The 19176-nt window shown below is 45.6% G+C and carries 17 protein-coding genes; 1 reads left to right on the top strand and 16 read right to left on the bottom strand.

All coding sequences use genetic code 11. From position 1 onward, the window contains the following. Positions 1 to 17: 17 nt before the first annotated feature. Complete coding sequence (gene yjgA / locus K5620_RS03085) at positions 18 to 524, top strand: ribosome biogenesis factor YjgA (protein ID WP_016400736.1); 507 nt, start codon at positions 18 to 20, stop codon at positions 522 to 524. A 49-nt stretch (positions 525 to 573) separates the two neighbouring features. Here the strand turns inward: yjgA and tldD are convergent, their stop codons facing one another. From tldD to K5620_RS03005, 16 genes are all read right to left on the bottom strand, one after another. Further along, on the bottom strand, positions 574 to 2019 hold the full coding sequence (tldD, locus tag K5620_RS03080) for a metalloprotease TldD (protein ID WP_016400735.1): 1446 nt from the start codon (positions 2017 to 2019) through the stop codon (positions 574 to 576). A 5-nt stretch (positions 2020 to 2024) separates the two neighbouring features. Then, on the bottom strand, positions 2025 to 2849 hold the full coding sequence (locus K5620_RS03075) for a carbon-nitrogen hydrolase family protein (protein ID WP_040306928.1): 825 nt from the start codon (positions 2847 to 2849) through the stop codon (positions 2025 to 2027). Beyond that, positions 2846 to 6697 (bottom strand): YhdP family protein, encoded by a 3852-nt coding sequence (locus K5620_RS03070; RefSeq protein ID WP_016400733.1) that lies wholly within the window; start codon positions 6695 to 6697, stop codon positions 2846 to 2848. The genes K5620_RS03075 and K5620_RS03070 overlap by 4 nt, the downstream gene beginning before the upstream one ends. Positions 6698 to 6701: 4 nt before the next feature. Beyond that, positions 6702 to 8171, bottom strand: coding sequence for a ribonuclease G (rng, locus tag K5620_RS03065; protein WP_016400732.1), 1470 nt, complete (start codon positions 8169 to 8171; stop codon positions 6702 to 6704). Positions 8172 to 8177: 6 nt separating this feature from the next. Beyond that, entirely contained in the window at positions 8178 to 8756 is a 579-nt protein-coding gene (locus K5620_RS03060; protein ID WP_016400731.1) for a Maf family protein, read from the bottom strand. Further along, the gene (gene mreD, locus K5620_RS03055; RefSeq protein WP_016400730.1) at positions 8753 to 9238 is read right to left on the bottom strand and encodes a rod shape-determining protein MreD; all 486 of its coding nucleotides are present in this window, start codon (positions 9236 to 9238) and stop codon (positions 8753 to 8755) included. The genes K5620_RS03060 and mreD overlap by 4 nt, the downstream gene beginning before the upstream one ends. A 24-nt stretch (positions 9239 to 9262) precedes the next feature. Next, positions 9263 to 10078 carry a rod shape-determining protein MreC gene (gene mreC / locus K5620_RS03050; protein ID WP_016400729.1) on the bottom strand — a complete coding sequence of 272 codons (816 nt, stop codon included), beginning with the start codon at positions 10076 to 10078 and terminating at the stop codon, positions 9263 to 9265. A gap of 83 nt (positions 10079 to 10161) precedes the next feature. Next, positions 10162 to 11205 (bottom strand): rod shape-determining protein, encoded by a 1044-nt coding sequence (locus tag K5620_RS03045; protein ID WP_016400728.1) that lies wholly within the window; start codon positions 11203 to 11205, stop codon positions 10162 to 10164. A 175-nt stretch (positions 11206 to 11380) separates the two neighbouring features. Continuing rightward, on the bottom strand, positions 11381 to 15247 hold the full coding sequence (locus tag K5620_RS03040) for a DUF6701 domain-containing protein (protein ID WP_016400727.1): 3867 nt from the start codon (positions 15245 to 15247) through the stop codon (positions 11381 to 11383). Then, on the bottom strand, positions 15244 to 15708 hold the full coding sequence (locus K5620_RS03035; protein WP_016400726.1) for a hypothetical protein: 465 nt from the start codon (positions 15706 to 15708) through the stop codon (positions 15244 to 15246). The genes K5620_RS03040 and K5620_RS03035 overlap by 4 nt, the downstream gene beginning before the upstream one ends. Next, positions 15680 to 16492, bottom strand: a complete 813-nt coding sequence (locus K5620_RS03030; RefSeq protein WP_016400725.1) for a PilW family protein — start codon at positions 16490 to 16492, stop codon at positions 15680 to 15682. The genes K5620_RS03035 and K5620_RS03030 overlap by 29 nt, the downstream gene beginning before the upstream one ends. Further along, the gene (locus K5620_RS03025; RefSeq protein WP_016400724.1) at positions 16492 to 17019 is read right to left on the bottom strand and encodes a type IV pilus modification PilV family protein; all 528 of its coding nucleotides are present in this window, start codon (positions 17017 to 17019) and stop codon (positions 16492 to 16494) included. The genes K5620_RS03030 and K5620_RS03025 overlap by 1 nt, the downstream gene beginning before the upstream one ends. Further along, positions 17006 to 17482, bottom strand: a complete 477-nt coding sequence (locus K5620_RS03020; protein WP_016400723.1) for a type II secretion system protein — start codon at positions 17480 to 17482, stop codon at positions 17006 to 17008. Before K5620_RS03020 ends, K5620_RS03025 begins: the two co-directional genes overlap by 14 nt. Before the next feature lie 48 nt (positions 17483 to 17530). After that, positions 17531 to 17992 carry a prepilin-type N-terminal cleavage/methylation domain-containing protein gene (locus K5620_RS21790; protein WP_016400722.1) on the bottom strand — a complete coding sequence of 154 codons (462 nt, stop codon included), beginning with the start codon at positions 17990 to 17992 and terminating at the stop codon, positions 17531 to 17533. 36 nt (positions 17993 to 18028) lie between these two features. Further along, entirely contained in the window at positions 18029 to 18646 is a 618-nt protein-coding gene (locus K5620_RS03010; protein ID WP_016400721.1) for a pilus assembly FimT family protein, read from the bottom strand. A gap of 58 nt (positions 18647 to 18704) precedes the next feature. After that, the gene (locus K5620_RS03005) at positions 18705 to 19112 is read right to left on the bottom strand and encodes a hypothetical protein (RefSeq protein ID WP_016400720.1); all 408 of its coding nucleotides are present in this window, start codon (positions 19110 to 19112) and stop codon (positions 18705 to 18707) included. Positions 19113 to 19176 lie beyond the last annotated feature (64 nt).

Below are 19176 nucleotides of genomic sequence, written 5' to 3'. Positions count from 1 at the left end.
TACCACGAGAGTTAAAAATGAAGAATCAGCAGCCCTATGATGATGAAGACGATTGGATCAGCAAGTCTGAAATCAAACGTGAAGCAGATCGGCTGAAAAAAATTGGTGCCGAGTTAGTTGCCCTTACCAACCCGCAGCTCGCCACTATTGAAATGAGCCCAACACTCCGCGAAGCCATTGCCTTAGCTAAACGCCTAAAAGACAAGCGGGAAGCGGCGCGTCGCCATATGAATTACATTGGCAAGGTAATGCGTACCGAAGATGAAGAAGCGATTAGTGCAGGCTTAGATAAAATTCGCAACAAGCACATTTATCAAGCTCAAGCGCAGTTAGCGTTGGAAAAACAGCGAGATTTGTTGGTTGCCGAAGGCGATGCTGCAATTAATCAGTTGCTTGAGCAAAACCCAAGTTTAGAACGCCAAAAACTACGCCAATTAGTGCGCCAAGCCAAAAAAGAAGCCGAGCAAGAAAAGCCAGCGAAGGCTCACCAAGATTTAGCTAAGTATTTAAAAGAAAACGCTTAATAAGCTAAGAACAAAAAAGGGGCCTAAGCCCCTTTTTTACGCAATTTATTTACGCCGTACCGCCAACCGTTAACTCATCGAGTTTAACACTGGGTTGACCAACTCCAACAGGTACACTTTGGCCTTCCTTGCCACATACCCCAACCCCTTGGTCAAGAGCGAGGTCATTGCCTACCATAGACACCTGTTGCATTGCTTCTGGACCACAACCAATCAGTGTTGCACCTTTAATTGGCGTAGTGATCTTTCCATCTTCGATTAAATAAGCTTCTGAAGCGGAAAATACAAACTTACCCGAAGTAATGTCCACCTGTCCGCCACCAAAATTAGGCGCAAAGATCCCTTTTTTCACCGAGGCAATCAATTCTTCAGGTTCACTTTCGCCAGGTAACATATAAGTATTAGTCATACGAGGTAAAGGTAAATGCGCGTAAGATTCACGACGACCATTTCCAGTAGAGCGTGTATTCATTAACTGAGCATTATGCTTGTCTTGCATATAGCCTTTCAGTACACCATTTTCGATCAATACATTGTATTGTCCTGGCGTGCCTTCATCATCAATATTTACAGAGCCTCTGCGCTGCCCTAAGGTACCGTCGTCAACAATAGTACATAGGCTTGAGGCCACTTGCTCACCCATACAACCACTAAAAGCCGAAGAGCCCTTACGGTTAAAATCGCCTTCTAGGCCATGACCGACAGCTTCGTGCAATAACACACCAGGCCACCCAGCACCTAATACCACAGGCATTAAACCAGCTGGAGCATCTACAGCCTCTAAGTTTACCAAGGCTTGGCGCACAGCTTCATCAACAAAGCCCATGGCCCGCTCACGCCCATTAACATCTTCTAAAAAGTAACTGTAATTTCGACGTCCACCGCCACCAGCAGAGCCTCGTTCTCTGCGCTGATTACGTTCTACCAACACACTACAATTAAAGCGAATTAAAGGGCGAATATCGGCCGCTAAGGTACCATCACTAGCAGCAACCAATATCTCTTCATAAACACCGCTCAAGCTAACAATTACTTGAGTAACCGCAGGATCTAAGCTGCGCGCATATTTGTCTGCTCGCTCCAATAAGGCAATCTTTTGCTGGTTAGACAGACTCACTAAAGGGTTATCTGCTTGATAAAACTGTTCGGCAGAAACCTTACTAAAAGGTTTAATCTTGGCGTTTACACCTTTTGAGCTGATGCCTCGTGCTGCTTGGCAAGTTTGTAATAACGCGTTGTTATTAATCACATCGGAATAGGCAAAACCGGTTTGCTCGCCACTTATTGCGCGAACTCCTACACCTTGCTCAATGTTATAGCTTCCTTCCTTTACAATACCGTCTTCCAACACCCACGATTCGTGGCGGCTATGTTGGAAGAACAGATCAGCATAATCAATTTGGTGTTTTGCCACTTCGGTCAGCGCCATACTTAGCTCTTGTTCGCCAATGCCTCCCGGCACCAGTAATGACTGACTGACTTTTTCAAACGACATAGTGTTTATTCTCTCCACCCTAGTTGTAATTGACCATGCAACGGCACGGGCATCCGGTCCCTAACTTGCTGTAATAGCTGCGGATTAAAATCGGCTCTTGCTGGCCCCGTTCCGCTTGGCTGTAGATCCAAACAACGCCCCCATGGGTCAACAATCATCGAGTGCCCCCAAGTTTGGCGTTGATTTTTATGTGTTCCTGTTTGATTGGCGGCCACTAAATAGAGTTGGTTTTCTATGGCTCTGGCTTGCAGTAACGCTTGCCAGTGGGCTTCCCCAGTTAATGCAGTAAATGCAGCAGGAAGTAATACAATATCACAGCCCTGTTGGCGCAGCAGCTGAAATAAGTAAGGAAAACGTAAATCAAAACAAATCGCCATTCCTACTCGAATTGCGCCCATATCAAACCAAGCGAGCTGCTCTCCAGCAACAAAACTGTCTGATTCTCGGTAACTCCCCACGTTGTCAGCCACATCCACATCAAACAAGTGGAGTTTGTGATAATGCTGTAATAACTCTCCAGCGGGTGAGAAGGCTAAACTGGTGGTGTAACAACGGTGCTGTTCTTCAGCTTTTGTAGGCACGCTACCAGCCACCAAATAAATGCCATATAACTTGGCTTGTTGGCTAAGCCAAGTTTGAATAGGCCCTTTGCCTAAATGCTCAGCGATAGACATATAGGCCTTATCGCCACCACCATAACAAGCAAAGTTTTCGGGCAATAGCACTAAGTCACCAGCCTTAGGCTTAGCCTGTTGCAGTAAACCTTCAGCCTGCTTGAGATTGTCTTCGACCACACCGTTTGAGGTCATTTGTAGGGAGATTAGTTTCATTGGCGAGACTCGCTGGCTCTAAACTCATCGGGTACTTTAATTTCTTGTTTCACCCGCTCAAGCTCGATAAGCTCTGGCTCAGCAAGATTACCGGTAAGGGCGAAATCAATTTGCGTCACCACTTCCACCACCGGCTCTAGCAGTTTAGACAATGCCAACACTGCAACCCCAGTCGCAGGTGTTACCAAAAAGGCGGCAAGTACCGGTAGACTGGATGTCACTTTAGGTGAGTAACTCACTCGATAATCAATTTGGCCATCGCGGAAGTCAACTTCACCTTTACCACGCATTGCGCCAGCTACGCCATCCAGGTAAAAGTCTTGATTATTACCCACGCCATTATCAAAATTAATGCTGCCGCTCATTGAATCAAAGTGCAGCCCTTTTTCAAATACATCACTAAAATCGAGCTGTAAGCGGCGTCGGATAGTGTCTAGACTAGCGAGAGTGAGCAAGCGCGTACCCTTGTCGCTCATCTCAGTAACAACACCCTTATCGGTCTTCACCGATATAGAGCCATCCAAGCTGTTCATTTGTGGTTTAAGTAAGCTGTCTTGCCAACTTACATCAAAGGTAAAGCGTGCAGGTGTGCCTTTTAAAGGGCTATCTCGGCCTAAATCTTCAATCAGTTGTTCCATATTAGAGCTATCGAAGCTGCCTGCAAACCCGGCTTGCTCTTGCTCGTCTACTATGTTCCAAAACATCGCTGCGGTAAGTTGGCTATGACCCCAATCAACCCATAAACGGCCATTCTCCATCGCTTGGTTTTCTATTGGCAGGTCTAGTTTAACGTTACCGATACGATAGTCACCAAACTGACAGTCGTTACAGCTAATCGCTATTGGTGGCAATACTTCAAGCAAAGAACTGCCTTGCTGTTCAGCCACTGCTTGGGTTTGCTCAGCTTCACTATCCAGTTGGGAAAAATCTAGCTCATTCAGCTGTGCTTTCTCAATGTTTATCTTCACGGCTTCTTCGATGCTTGGCGCATCAGGCGCCGCAACACTAGCTATCAACTGTTCAGATTCAATTTGCAGTTGGGTTTTACTGCGCGGCAAATAAGCAATATTGAGGTTGTTTAGTTTTTGGCCGAGTAACTGCGCTTCATCAACGGATCCGCGGATAAACATCAAAGGCGGCACAGTGAGACTCACGTTGGTGTAGCTCGATTCTGGCTTTTCTGGGGTGAACTTAATTTGTTGCTTTGACCACTTTAACCATGGCTCTAAATCTAGCTGAGCGAAATCAAAAGACATCGCTAAGCCTTCGCCCTGCCACAGTAAATCGTTATCTTTACCTAAATTAAGCAAGGCATATTTAAGATGTTTCTGCTCATCGACAAAATCAACTTGAGCAGCAGCAGAGATCAACTGGTTAGATTCCAGCTGCAGTTTTCCACTTAAACCATCGCCACTAATACTCAGTGCGGTAGGCCAAGTTTCTGCTGGGCGTTTTTGAATAGGTTCAGGAAGCGTAAGGGCGAGCCCTAGCAAGTCACTTCGAAAATCGCCCTTATAATCGAACTGGCCTTCGGGTTTTAAGCGAATATCTAAATCGCCCTGCCAATTAAGGCTACCAGAAGTATAATCGCTAAGTGGTATACCAAAGGCTCGCTGCGCATCACGCAGCGGCCAACGGCCTACGAGATCGAAGTTAAGCAAGTAGTTATCTGCCGAGGCTTGAGTACTAAATTTAATGTCCAGCGGCATGCCGCGCCACAGTGCACTTAAGTTATTGGTACGTAACTTTTCATTTTGAAAATATAAGCGGCCATTCACCTGGCTCAAGCTCATGCCGGCCGGCTTAACATCAATGCTGTTACCATTAAAATCAACATGACCATTTACCTCAACCTCGCCATCATAAAGCGGGATGTTCAAGTAAATCTCACCAGCTACGTCTCCGCCACCTAAAGGCAATTGCGCTAAGCTATCGCTAAGCGCTTCGATGGGTGACTGCAATAGATAGTCTTGCACGCCTTCCGCCGGGCCAGCAATTTCACCGGTAATGAAAAGCTCCGAACGACTTTGAAATTGAGGAATACTAGCGCTAATACGTTGCGCGGGGACTTCGCCTAAACGTGCGCGGTTACTTTCCATGAATAGGCCATCATTTTGAAACAGCAAATCTAGCTGCAACTCTTCCAGTGCCGGCCAATCTGGGTCAAATTTGAAAGTGGCATTCTCTAGTGGAACAAAGGCTTGGAAGATGCCGTTCTTCGCATCATAGGGGTAGTTATTAAGTTGGCCATACCACAGTACTTGGCTATGCTTTGCCTGCCCTTCCACCAAGGCATCTTTTAAGTAAGAAAACACCTTATCTGGCATGACTTCTGGATAATACCAATAAGCTTTACCTGCATCTCTAATTTCAGCGTTTGCCATTAAGCTCAATACTGGCCACGCGCCATCTTTTGGCCAAGTTAGCGACCACATGCCAGCAAAATCTAATTCAGGAGTAATTAAGTGAGTATGGTGACTGCGTAAACTCAATCCGGGATCAGCAAAACGAATCACTATATCAGAATCGAGCTTTTCAATTTTCCAGGTTTCTTCAAATTGTACTCCTAGGTGAAAGTCGCCCTGTTGCTGCAACCTAACGTTAGCCTGATGTTTATCGCCTTGCACCTTAGCATTTAAGCCGCTAAGACTAGGAATGAACGCTTGGCCTTGGGTACTCACATCAAGTAGCTCAGCTTGATAAGTGAGTTGCTTAGTGGCTTGCTGATATTCAAGCTCCAGCTGGCTAAGTTGCCCTCCCTTTAGTAACTGAGACCACGCTATGCTCGACTCGCTGTCTTCTAGCACTGCTAACACCGGTGACCAAGTCGCTAAATCAAGCTCGGCCAAGCGCCATGCCTGTTGCTGTTTGCTCACCAAACCTTGTAACGAGAAATCGGTGCTTTTATCGTTAACACTTAACTGCCAAGGTAGCTTATCAATTCGCCACTTATCAGCCACCTTCAGGCCCTGAACAAGGCCGCTGTCAATACGCAGTACTTGTTGGTTCTGTTTGCCCCACGATAAATGGCTAGGTTGCCACTGGCTTAGCCAACGTTGTTGCTGCTCTGCGCCAAATTCTGCCCATAGCGAAAGGTTCACATCACTCTCGAAATGCTGTGCCGAAGCACCCAGCAATCTGCGCATGGCTTTTAAATTAAGATGCTCAACCTTAGCGAATAACTTCCCCGTTAAGCCACTTACATCGGCAGCATCGCCGATTAGGTCAATGCGAAAACTTACTTGACCATTTTGCAAATCTTGGCCAATCAGAATTTCACCATTACCTTGGTGTAAATCCCCCTTGTTCACCCAATCTAAACTAGCAATATCAAAATTCATGCTATGTTCTGGGAAGCTCAGCTCAATGAGGCTATTGGTTAAACTAAATTGCGCCAACTGCCCCAAAAACACATTACTAATGGCTTGATAGCTTTGGCTAAAATCGCGGGAAGACCTACTGTTGTTGGGATCAACACTAAGTTTTAAATGGAATTCATCAAGCACCAAATCTTTGAATACCACTTGGCGTTGCTCCAGTGTTTCCCAAAGATCTAGTTCTAGCATTAAGGCCCCAACGCTGAAGCGGGTATTGCGGTCTTCGCCAATCGCTACCTCGGAATCTTCAAACACCAGCATTGGTCTAAAGTTGCGCAGCCGAGCACTCAGCTGACCAATACGTAACTCGGCGTCTTGATCGGCCACTAACCACTGTGCAAGGTCATCTTTATAGTTGCTGGCAAATGATAAAATGCCGCGTGCAATACTTAAGCACACGGCAATAATCACTAATACTATTGCAAGGCCGTACCAGCATTTTCTGGCGCCACGGCGTAAAGGAGTTGCCATAAACCTACATTAATACCACGTCAAATTGCTCTTGACTGTACATTGGTTCAGTTTGAACTCTAACTTGCTTTCCAATAAACACCTCTAATTCTGCTAGGCTGTGAGACTCTTCTCCCATCAACATCTCTGCCACCTTGGTCGACGCATAAACAATGAAGTTATCGGCGTCATAAGCGCGATTAACCCGAATGATTTCACGCAGCACTTCGTAACATACTGTCTCAACTGTTTTTACCGTACCGCGACCACGACAGGTTGGACACTCGCCACACAGAATATGTTCAATACTTTCGCGAGTACGTTTACGCGTCATCTCTACTAAACCTAACTGAGAGAAGCCGCTAATGTTAGTTTTGGCCCTATCTTTAGCTAAAGCCAGTTCTAGACTATGCAGTACGCGGCGCTGATGTTCGGAATCAGCCATATCGATGAAATCGATAATCACAATGCCACCCAAGTTGCGTAAACGCAGCTGGCGAGCAATTGATTGAGTAGCTTCAATATTAGTATTGAAAATAGTTTCTTCGAGGTTTCGGTGGCCAACAAAAGCGCCAGTATTGATATCGATGGTGGTCATCGCTTCGGTCTGGTCGATAATCAGGTAGCCGCCAGACTTAAGATCCACGCGTCGTTTTAGGGCGCGTTGAATCTCATTCTCTACATCAAACAAATCAAAGATCGGTCTGTCGCCAGCATAGTACTCGAGAATTTCGGTAAACTCGGGCACAAACTCAGCACTAAAAGAAACCAGTTGTTCGTAAGTTTCCCGTGAATCCACCCGAATTCGATCTAAGTGAGTCCCCACAAAATCACGAATAATCCGCAGCGCTAAATTTAGCTCTGCGTACAGCTTACTTTTACTTGGCGAGCTCTCTTTACGCTGCAGAACCTTGCGCCATACTCGTTTTAAAAAAGCAGCATCTTGTTCAAGCTCATCGGCGCCAATGCCTTCTGCGGCTGTGCGAATAATAAAACCGCCCAGCTCATCAACAAAGTCGCCACAAATCTCTTTTAAGCGCTCGCGCTCTTCTTCGCTTTCAATGCGTTGTGATACCCCTACATGGCTACTGCCAGGCATAAATACCAAGTAACGAGAAGGCAAAGTAATATCGGTGGTTAAGCGGGCACCTTTGGTACCCAGTGGGTCTTTAACCACCTGCACCATAATGTCTTGGCCCTGCCTAACTAGCTCGGCAATATTTCCCGCTTGGAAATGCTCCTGCTCGGTAATATCGACACATTCAGTATGAGGAACAATGTCAGAGGCATGTAAAAATGCCGCTTTTTCCAGACCAATATCAACAAAAGCCGCCTGCATACCGGGTAATACCCGACTCACTCGGCCCTTGTACATGTTACCAACTATACCGCGCCGCGCATCACGTTCTACGTGGGTTTCTTGCAAGATCCCGCTATCCACTAAAGCTACACGAGTCTCGGTTGGGGTAACGTTAATCAATAATTCTGCTGACATAGTAACCTAGCGAGTTAAATGTAAATGGAGTAAGCGGTCGGTCTCTACCAATGGCAGACCAACCACCGAACTATAACTACCTTCAATACGTTCGACAAACCTACCGCCAAGCCCTTGAATGGCATAACTTCCGGCCTTATCTGCCGGTTCACCACTGGCCCAATACTCAGCGATTTGGCTATCTGAAACCTCACAGAAGAATACCTCTGTGGTCACTAGCTGAGTATGCGCCCGACCTTGATAATACAGGCATATTGCGGTCATTACTTGATGCTGCTTAGCACTTAGCAAACGTAACATCGTTTTGCTGTGGTTGGCGTCTTTTGGTTTACCCAGCACTTGGTCACCACAAACCACAATCGTATCTGAGCCAAGCACCGCTACCGAATCCGCTTGATACAAACTTGCAACAGCTGCGGCTTTCTCTTCGGCTAAGCGGCACACTAAGCTTGCAGCCGCTTCATTTTCTTTTGGTGATTCGTCAATATCCGCGGCTTGGGAAGTAAACACCCAGCCTAACTGGCCTAGTAATTCAATTCTTCTTGGCGAAGCCGAGGCTAAAATAAGTGGGCACTGTGGTGTCATGAAATCTTCCACTGGCGGCGCAATTTACGCAGCAGTAAAAATATCCAAGGCCAAGCAACAGTAGTGGTAATAACCGGATAAAAGTAACCATAAGGCAACTGAATATCTTGAACGAGGTATTCCGCCCAAAAAACCACTATTTTAGCTAAACCTGTTAACCCGCCTACCACAAGTGCTTGTTGCCAAACCGAAAAATTACGCAAACGGGTAAAGTTAGTGGCGGCAATATAAGCCACTATCGACATTGCCAAGGCCCGAACACCTAAGGTTGAGCCGAGCAAAAGGTCTAGAATAAAGCCTACAACGAAGGCAATGCCCACGTTACTGCGATGGGGTAAAGCGATTGTCCAGTAGAACACACACACCAATACCCAATCCGGGCGAAAGGCGTCAGCAATCAAAGGCAAAGGTATGATTGCCAATATCAATGCGATGAATAAACTGCCGATAATGGCACCACGGCCATTAATTTTTTCAATCATGCTATGCCTTTACCAAGCGAATGTTTAGGGCCAAATAAGTAATAAGTAACGTAAGCGGTCTAACTCAACTACCGGTGTAGCCATTACGTCGGCATAGGGTTTGCCTTCCTGATAGTCAAAGCGATTAACGACCGCCACCGGGTAGCCTTCAGGAAATACACCACCTAAACCAGAGGTAACCAACACATCACCTTCACCTATGTCGGTACTTCGTGGAATATGCGGCAACTGCAAACGATTTAACTCACCAGTGCCGGTAGCCACTGCGCGAATGTCATTTCGCGCAATACGCACCGGGATGCCATGACTCGCATCGGTGATAAGCAATACTCGACTGGTGGTAGTGCCTACGTGCAATACTTGACCAATAACACCAATATCGTTGATGACAGGTTGCCCTTCAAACACCCCATCTAGTTTACCTTTATCAATAACCACCTGATGCGAAAATGGATCGGAGTCCACGGCCATAATTTCGGCCACCAGTTTTCGGCTATCATTGCGCACAGGAGAGCCTAATAAAGCCCGTAAACGAGTATTTTCTTTGGCTAGACTTTCCATCAATAATTGATCTGCGCGATTAAGCAAGAGCTGCTCTCGCAGGCTACTATTTTGTTTTTTCAGCTGTTCACGGGTAATCACTTGATTGGACATTGAGTCCATAAGTTGACCCGGCATATTGGCAATGTATTGCAAGGGACTCACAGCGGAATGCAAATATACACGCACCTGCTTAAAGGCAATCAGTTTACTGTCGATGAAAATCAAAGAAATGGACAACAAAATAGCGAGCACAAGGCGAAGCTCTAAAGATGGACCTGGGCCGAAGATAGGTTTCATCGGTCGTTACCTAAGTAGTTGTCTGTTTGGAACAAAGTTAAATAAAACGAAGAACACAAGGCGTGTTCTTCGTTAGGTGTTACTTATTCGTAATGGAACAAGTCACCGCCGTGCATGTCGATCATTTCAATAGCTTTACCGCCACCTCGAGCTACACACGTTAGAGGATCATCGGCAACTACCACGGGGATACCGGTCTCTTCCATCAATAAGCGATCTAAATCGCGAACTAAGGCGCCACCACCAGTTAACACCATGCCGCGCTCTGAAATATCAGATGCTAGCTCTGGAGGACTTTGCTCAAGCGCTACCATTACTGCACTTACAATACCTGAAAGTGGCTCTTGCAAGGCTTCTAGAATCTCGTTGCTGTTCAGAGTAAAGCTTCTTGGCACACCTTCAGCAAGGTTACGACCACGCACTTCAATTTCACGAACCTCGTCACCTGGGTAGGCAGAACCAATAACATGCTTAATGCGCTCGGCAGTTGCTTCACCAATTAAGCTACCGTAGTTACGACGCACGTAGTTGATAATGGCGTCGTCAAACTTGTCACCACCAATACGTACTGAAGAAGAGTAAACAACCCCGTTTAGCGAGATAATCGCTACTTCGGTAGTACCACCACCAATATCTACCACCATAGAACCGGTAGCTTCTGATACTGGCAAGCCGGCACCAATCGCCGCAGCCATTGGTTCGTCAATTAGGTAAACCTCGCGTGCTCCAGCTCCCATAGCCGATTCACGAATTGCACGGCGCTCAACTTGGGTAGAACCACAAGGAACACAAACCAAAACCCGAGGGCTTGGGCGCAAGAAGTTATTATCGTGAACTTGTTTAATAAAGTGCTGCAGCATTTTTTCAGTAACATAAAAGTCGGCAATTACGCCGTCTTTCATTGGTCGAATCGCCAAAATGTTACCAGGAGTACGGCCTAGCATTTGCTTAGCGGCGTGACCTACCGCAGCGACACTTTTGGGGCTACCAGCGCGCTCTTGGCGAATCGCCACTACTGAAGGCTCGTTAAGAACGATCCCCTGATCTTTTACATAAATAAGTGTATTGGCTGTTCCTAAGTCGATAGACAAATCGTTAGAAAACAAGCCTCGGAGCTTTTTAAACATAGCTGGGCGAATCCTGAGAAATAGTGTCGATGATAAGCGATTAAAACTTGGCTCACTTTACCAATGCAAACCGCGACTAGCAAGCATACTCTAGAGAGATGCAAAGGATAGTGAAGGCAATCACTTGCCTTTGGTTAAATCCTTGGTTTGGATTGCGCATTTTTCAACCAATTCACTACTGATAACGCATCCTGCGATCAATAACCCGATCACTTTGACGAAATACGCCAAAAGTTACTTGGCCACTTCCAATAGCATCATCTGCACTTTCAAAGCTACCATTGCCATTCCAATCTTCACGTAACCAATTAAGGTTACTGTCTAAATTAAACCAATAATCCACTTGCCCAGTATTGCTGTCACCCGGAGCAGTAAAGTCGACCCAAATTACGCCTTGCTCTGCGATGCCTGGAGAACGAAGTGAAACATCAGAACTGCCTCCACCAACTTGGGCTGTGTCGGAATCAACTTTAGGTAAAAACTCTAAGCTAGGAAGATTGAAATTACTGCAAACATCATCAGCATTTCGGATGTACTGACTGCCATCGTAATACTGCAATTCGCCATTAACTGCTATAGCTTGAAGCTCTGAGCCAAAGCCGTTATTAAGCTTAATGCGACCATGACGCAATTCTGGAGCAGTACCCAACACACAGCTATAAGCAGTATCATCATCTCCCACGCACACATAGGTGCCATCGGTAGATTGAATACCCGCATCGCTATGTTGATAAAATAAGCTAATAGCACCGTCTACTACCGGAGCTTGTGCCGTTACCGGCTTTTCAACGCCAGAAAGTAAATCAGTTTGGGTAAATACGCCATCAGCCCATGTACTGGTAGATTCCTCTATCATAAAGCCATCATCAAAATCCGCCACCGCAGAGCTACTAACAAAACTCCAATCATCATTGGGGTTTCGGCCTACATTCGTTACCTGGAATTTGCCCTCGGAATAGTTTTGAGTTGTAGTACCAAATGCATTCTCAGCTACAAGGGTCCAACTAACTAGCTGCTCTTGCTGGCCAATGTAAGTAAAGTCACCAAGTAAACAGGCAGCTTGAATGCTCGCCGAGGTTAGTTCAAAGTGATGTGGATAAAAACTACCAACCACATCACTGGCTTTTCCTACTGCATAATCTTCCAAGACATAACCTAGATACTCAGTCACCTCGCCAGTGTAATTAATGCTGCCCACTTCCGAATAGTTGGTATCGATGATTTGCATCACACCTGCTGATTGGCTATCAATTGTTCCATCGCTAAGTGTTCCTAGCTCTCCATTTGAAGGACTTTCTAAGCTAGCTTCCTGCTCCAAGTAATCAGGGTCTGCAACAAAGTTAGGTGCATGACAGTCTTGTCCTTGTGTACTGATATCGCAGTTGTCTATAACCGCAATCAAGGATGAAATGAAAGGGTCTCCTGCTTTAGTGAAGTAAGTTGCAGGATTGACTCTGCTTTCATCTGCTTGATTTTTGATGTCTTGCCATTGGAAACCCGCTGGTATTAGCTCCGCAGTAGCGCTTCCCAACAAGGTTGCGGTTGAGCCATCAATTTCCGAGCCTTCTTCATCCCAAAAGTTAATACCCAAACGACCAACATCGGGATAGCGTAAATTAAGCTGAGATTCGCCACCGGAAAATACTGTTTGAATCGTAGTTCTAGTATTTTGATTGGTGCCTACATTTTCAAAGCTATTGCTTAGCTGATCTTGTACCGCGAGTTGCCGCGTTCCTGATGCAGGTTGGATATAATCAGTCCAAAAACGCAGATTTTTGGTACCTTCATAATTACCAATTTGACTACAGCCAGCGCCTCCTGCAGGGTCTTTCCCGACAGCGGTAAGCTTGAGGATAAACTCAGTATTGGCTTTATGTGGATTCTCTCCCCAGGTTCCAATTAGCTCATCTTTAAACCCATAGGCATTAAAGGTCACAACGGTAGTGGCACTAATTCCGCCATCGGCTACAGTAAGTGTTACTGCGCCTTCTAAGGGATGTAGTAAGCCCAAAGTCACTTCACCTAAATCATTAGGTACAAAACTATAGCTGGCTTGGCCGTTGTCGGCTCCAGCTTGCAAGCTGCCTTGACCATCACCTTGCGACCACGTACCACGATTAGTTGAAGTACTCAGTCCAACGGTTCCTTGAAAGTTCTGGTCAATTTGCCCATCTAAAGTCGCTTGGATAGTCACCTCATGGATATCACAGGTAAGCCCAGCGCTATCAGCAAAGATATTAAGGCCAGGCACCTGCACCGAAGAATTAGAGGCGAATGCCATATAGCTATATTCCTCCGCTAAGTGACTTCGTTCGTTATCTAGGTATTGATCTTCTTCAGTGATCATCGAAAAGTCGGCAGCATTGTGCTGACATCGCCTTAACCAACCGCCGTTGTTGCCTCTTCGCTCATTTTTGCTACCCACCAAGATAGGTGGAGTAGAAAACAGATTCGTTTGATAACTGGTGGTGTAGTTACAAGTGGCTGCAGGGTTGATAGTGCTGCTGCCACTGCCATGAGTAACAGAGTTGCCAAACTGATAATTGACCACCTGATTGTCTACAGTTATAGCGCCTACCGTTGGCTCTGTAGCAAGGTAGGCGACTGTTTCATCCTGTAAATCTTCGTAATAGATTGAAGCATTGTCCGACACACAATAGCGCGAGAAAAATCGAAAGTCATAGGCTTCACTGCTATCTATCGCTAGGCGAATGCCGTTATTGTTGTACTCTGAGTTTGAGGTTAACCAACAGTTGTTATTACGTGATTGCATTTGATGCAAAACTACTGTGAGATAGTTCGGCATATCAACATTGAAGTAGTTTCTATCTGGGAAGGGGAAGGCTTCATTAGTATCAATGGTGCCCGCTCTTAACTCAGTACCATCTTCCAGAAAATGTTCACCTTCATTCACAGCAATCCAATCAACCGCTTGAATATTCTTCGAAGGAGTGGTGTTTCCTGGTGGCTCTTGTCGTGCCCAGGTAAAACCCGTCCACTCTCCGTTGCTTTGAATTACGCTGGTTAAAATCGCCGCCACAGGACCATCGTTATTTGGGTCACTGGCATCCATTGGCGTCATCAAAAAAACTAAAGGTTTAGACTGATACGCTTGATCAAAGGTGACTGTTCCACCGTTTTGACCTGCACCTGAATTACCAAACTGTAATAGCAGGGGCTCCACTAATGAGCCATCACATACAGGTGCAAAATCGACTTCTCCGGCGTTGCTAATCCCACGAACTTGCACTTCGTTGGCTAAAATCACATCCCGCTGTTGAGTGAATAATGCGCCGTCTACCTGAGCCTGATAGCCAAGTGAGACATTTCGTCTAGCATAAGCAATAAAGGCAGATTTAGTCTCATTTGCCAGGTTAATATCTTCACGAGAGTAAATAGCTAAGCGGAGAGGGTCACCTCCCCGATTAATTTCAGTTTGGTAGAAAACACTGACATCCCCCTTCACAAAAATCTTTACTGTGCCGCTACCTCCTAATACTTGGAGGGTCGCTTCAGAGCCTATTGAAAAGCTTCCATCAACCCAGTAAGTCCCAGGATAAAGATTTAAAGTGCTTTGATAGCCAAGGTTTATATTTTCAATAAAATATTCATCTTGGTTAGCTGAAAAAGTGATGGTACTTTGAGTTCCACCTCCAACATCGGCAAAGTTATTCGTATCGTAGCTGCCGCTGCCTAATACCACGCTTTGTTGATAACCGGCATTAACTGATTGACCATTGTTTATTTTCTCGATGGAAACATTATTACCGGAGCTGGCTCGATCTCCACTAGGGATACAATCGGTATTCGCATCTGGGCAGGTATCCCCAGAGGTATCTTGATTATCCACTTGGTCGATATCTAAGCGACCTTGATTAGAACCATAAATTCTAGACAGCCAATTAATTTCCAAGCGAGCATTGTTTTGTGAAGATGCGATCGGGCTAGAAAACACCTCTCGACACTCAATCGCTTGAACAGGCTGAGCTCCTAACAGAAGGCTTATGCCTAAACAAATCGCAAATAAGGACCACAACTTCATAAGGCACTCCTTGCTTGAATACTTTGGCTACGCTGGACCAATACCTCTCCAGAGCCACATTGGCCAGTAGCTTGAAGATCAAAGAAACGCGCACTCAAATCTGTGATGTCTTTTTGCTGGCAAGTCACGGTAACATCGCATGACGACAGCCCTTGACCATTAAGAGTAGGTGCATAAGTCACATTACTACATTGGCCCAAAGTTGCGGCAGGAACGTTGAGAGGAAATAATTCTGACAGTGCTTGCTCTAAACCAGAATAAGCCGCTAACTCAGCACGCGTTCCTAGAACATCCCATGCGGCATTGCGGGAGGTGTCTTGAATCATCGCCGTTAATCCCACGCTGATTAGTGCCATGACCACTATAACAAAAATAGCCACCACTAAAGCGCTACCACTTTGGCGGGTAGGAAGTGCTTGGTAAGCCTTTATGTTAGGGCTGATTAAGAACGACGATGTCATGATTAAATTCCACTACTTCTCTATTCTCAACAAAGCGCAAGCGAAGGTTCACCAAACCATTTCGCGTCAAGCTAGCAGGCGTAACTTGAAATGGCTGAACAGCACTGCTTGCTTCAAGCTTACTGGCCATTAATACCCCATTGCCACTATCAGCCGGCTGAAAGCGCAGCAAGTTACTGCCTTCCACACAATAACGGATCGGTTCATCCAATATAAATGCGCGCTGTGACGGAGAATCGGTACTTACACTAACCGAGCCAGCAAAACTAATCGTGCTAACACCAGAACTGGCATCGGCAGTTATATCACTTAAACAAAACACCTTGCCTGTGGCTGCGGTGCAATTGGCATCTAACAAGGCGCCATTGGCATTTAGCACTTCATCACTGTTTAATACATAGACTCCCAACCAAGCATTGCCAGTCGCGGCAACAGCCGGTTGATTAAGTGAAGTGACCACCGAGCCAGAAGCTGCACTGCTAGGTGTAATCGGTAAATCAATATAGGTATGACTAGAAAAAGTAGGCACAAAGGTTAAACAATGATTAGCTTCGCCAGCACTATTTTGGCCAAGCATAGCACTGTTTGGTAAGCTGTTGTGTAACTCGCGATTTAAACGCTCGATGGCAAAACGTGCTTCCCCCAGCAATACTTGGCGGTCTGCGCCTTGGCGGTAAATCAAACTACCCGTGCGCAAAAAATCACTAGTAGCAATCGCTAAAATCGCCAACAACACCATGGTAATAACCAGTTCAATTAAGGTAAAACCTTGCATGCGGCGCATTAGTAATTCCACCGATAAGCACTAAAGGCGTAATCGACGCCATTAGGAGCTCTTATTATTACGTCGATACGTTTGGCTGCATTGATGCCATGCTCACTGCTATCAACGTTAACTAGGTAAGAAAAATTACGATAAATATCCGATAAATCAACACCTAAACTATCATCAATAGTAATGAAGTTGCCGTTGGTGTGATAATCATCTACATCATTGTATTGTCCACGGTCTTCTCCTTCAGGACCATAATCACTGGCTGCCGTGCAGCTCAACTGCCCAGTTTCACTGCAGCGCCAAAGCCCTCCACCGGTGTGATCAGAGTTTTCATCAAATGATTTGCCAAGAATTTCATTCATTAAACTTGAACCAAGCTCGGCCGAGCGCACCTCGTAGACCGGGTCAACACTTTTGAGCGCTTGTGGTGCTAGAAAAGAGGTAATCACCACCAGCGATATGGCCAACACAACAATGCCTACAATTAATTCGATAAGGGTAAAACCACCAGCAAAAGGCTGCTTATAAGGGCGCATGAATATAGCCCTCTGATTCTATAATAATAGTGTGAGTATCATCGCCTTCTACGCTTATCACACAAGGGAACTGACTGCACAATGATGAATCGGCAAGCCTTACTCGCCCCATGCCATCAAAACGAATGGTTCCTTGGCTCACCAACAAATCGCTAGAATAAGAAACAGCTTCCAAAGGAGGAGATGTATTGGCGCAGCTACCATCGGTAGACAACTCGCCAGAGAAATAGTTATCAGTATTTACTTGCAGAAAGAAGCAGTCTTGATAATGATTCATTGCTTGGGTTTGCACAAGATGCAAGCGACTTAATAGTTGCTCCCGCAGGCTAATTTCAGCAAAGCCACCGCGAAAGAACTTAGGTAAAACTGTGATGGCAAGAATGCCAATTAAGATGAGCGTAATCACCAGCTCAATAATGGTAAAGCCGGAGGTTTTAGGATGAGGTATTCGCGGAAGTTCCAATTTCTACATTAACAAGTAAAAGGCTAGCCGAAGCTAGCCTTCAAACTATTAACAACCGTCGGTTAAGTCAACCTCTGCTTTAGCAGGAGTGTTGGCATCAGTCGCTTCTGTGTAAACAACAGTACAGTTAGCATCTGAGGCTACAGAGCTTGGGCGGAAAGTGATTTCACCATCGGTATCTTGATCTGCATTCCAGTCGTTTGTATTAGCATCTACCCATAATAGATAGTCTGAACTTGCTTTCGGGTAACCATAAACAGTATCGATGGTGTTACCTGCATCTGAAACTGAGCTATCGGCTTGACGCTCAACACCAGCAATCGCAGACTTACTATAAACTAAGTTAGCCCCGCCTTTAAGCGCAGCCTCTAAACCACTTAAGGTTGAAACTCGCGCATCAGTTTGTAAGTTCAAAAACTTAGGTGCAGCTGTTACTGCCAAAATACCTAAGATGATAATCACAATCACCAATTCAATTAGCGTAAAGCCTTGCTGTTTAATTGCCTTCATTTCTATATCCTTAGAAAATTATTGATTTATAAATCGTTAGTTAGGAATGTTAGTAAAAACCCGCCCTGCGGCTGGTTGATACGTGAAATTGTTATATGAACCTTCATCGTTACCAGGATCCACGTAGGAACCGTCACTATTTTTAGCCAAAGAGTTTACTTGATAGAAAATACATCGCGTCTCCTCTGCGGCTCCCGTTACCGTGGTGTAATACTTGAAATAATCACCTTGGTTAGCTACCTCAGAGAAGGTAGCCGTAGCGCGGGCTGGATTTTGTAAAATTGCGTCCCACACTTTCAAGCACTTATCCCCGGATAAAGTACCAGGGTCCACGTCTTCATCGTCGCTGGTCATAGGATAACCAGGAGCAACACTGCCATTGCTAATTTGCGCTGCAGTAGGCGTGGTTAAATACACTTTCTGAGTATCATAAATAACGGCATTTTTGCCATTTTCACTAGGGCGACCTTCAGCCTCCCATTGGGCGCGGGCTAACGAGACACCAGTAGCAAAACCGCCGGCTACGCCCTCTAAGCTCGCTACCTTGGCTTCTTCTGTAACATCTAAAAATCGCGGCAAAGCGGTAGCAGCTAAGATGCCCAGAATAACAATTACAATCACCAACTCAATCAGCGAGAAGCCAGCTTGTCTCATTGTAGATCTTGATACCGTAGAAATTGTTGTCACTGTTAGACTACCTCTTAAATCGGCTTTACAGCCATTCCTTTGTCATCAAACCTTGTTGCGGGTCATATATCAGTATGGCCACACCTAAAAACTCATAATGGCATTGCTGGTTTTTATAGGCTGCTGTCACGTCATTACCTTGCCCACTTAGTTCAGCACCAACAATGTCACGCCACAAATCTTGGCACTGCTGGTTTGAGGCAACCTTAGGCCACCCCGCTTTACTCATCGCTAAGCGTATTACTTCTAACGGCTTTTGCTCACCGCTAAGTGCATCGCGCTGGTATAAATTTATCTCCAGCTGTTCAGGGCGGAATCTAGCTATCCACAAACCATGAACTTGCGCCAGTTGTCTCACCCAAGTTTGAGCATATTCTTCTACGACTTGCTGCTCTGCTTGATTAATTGTCCTAATAAAGCTAATTAAAAGCAATAATACAACTAATAAAACTATGCAGAAGGTCACAAGCCAACTGAAGCGCGAGCGATTGTTGTCC

It is taken from the genome of Agarivorans albus (assembly GCF_019670105.1).
In the GTDB taxonomy this organism is placed as follows: Bacteria; Pseudomonadota; Gammaproteobacteria; order Enterobacterales; family Celerinatantimonadaceae; genus Agarivorans; species Agarivorans albus.
This window is presented reverse-complemented; position numbering and strand designations above follow the sequence as displayed.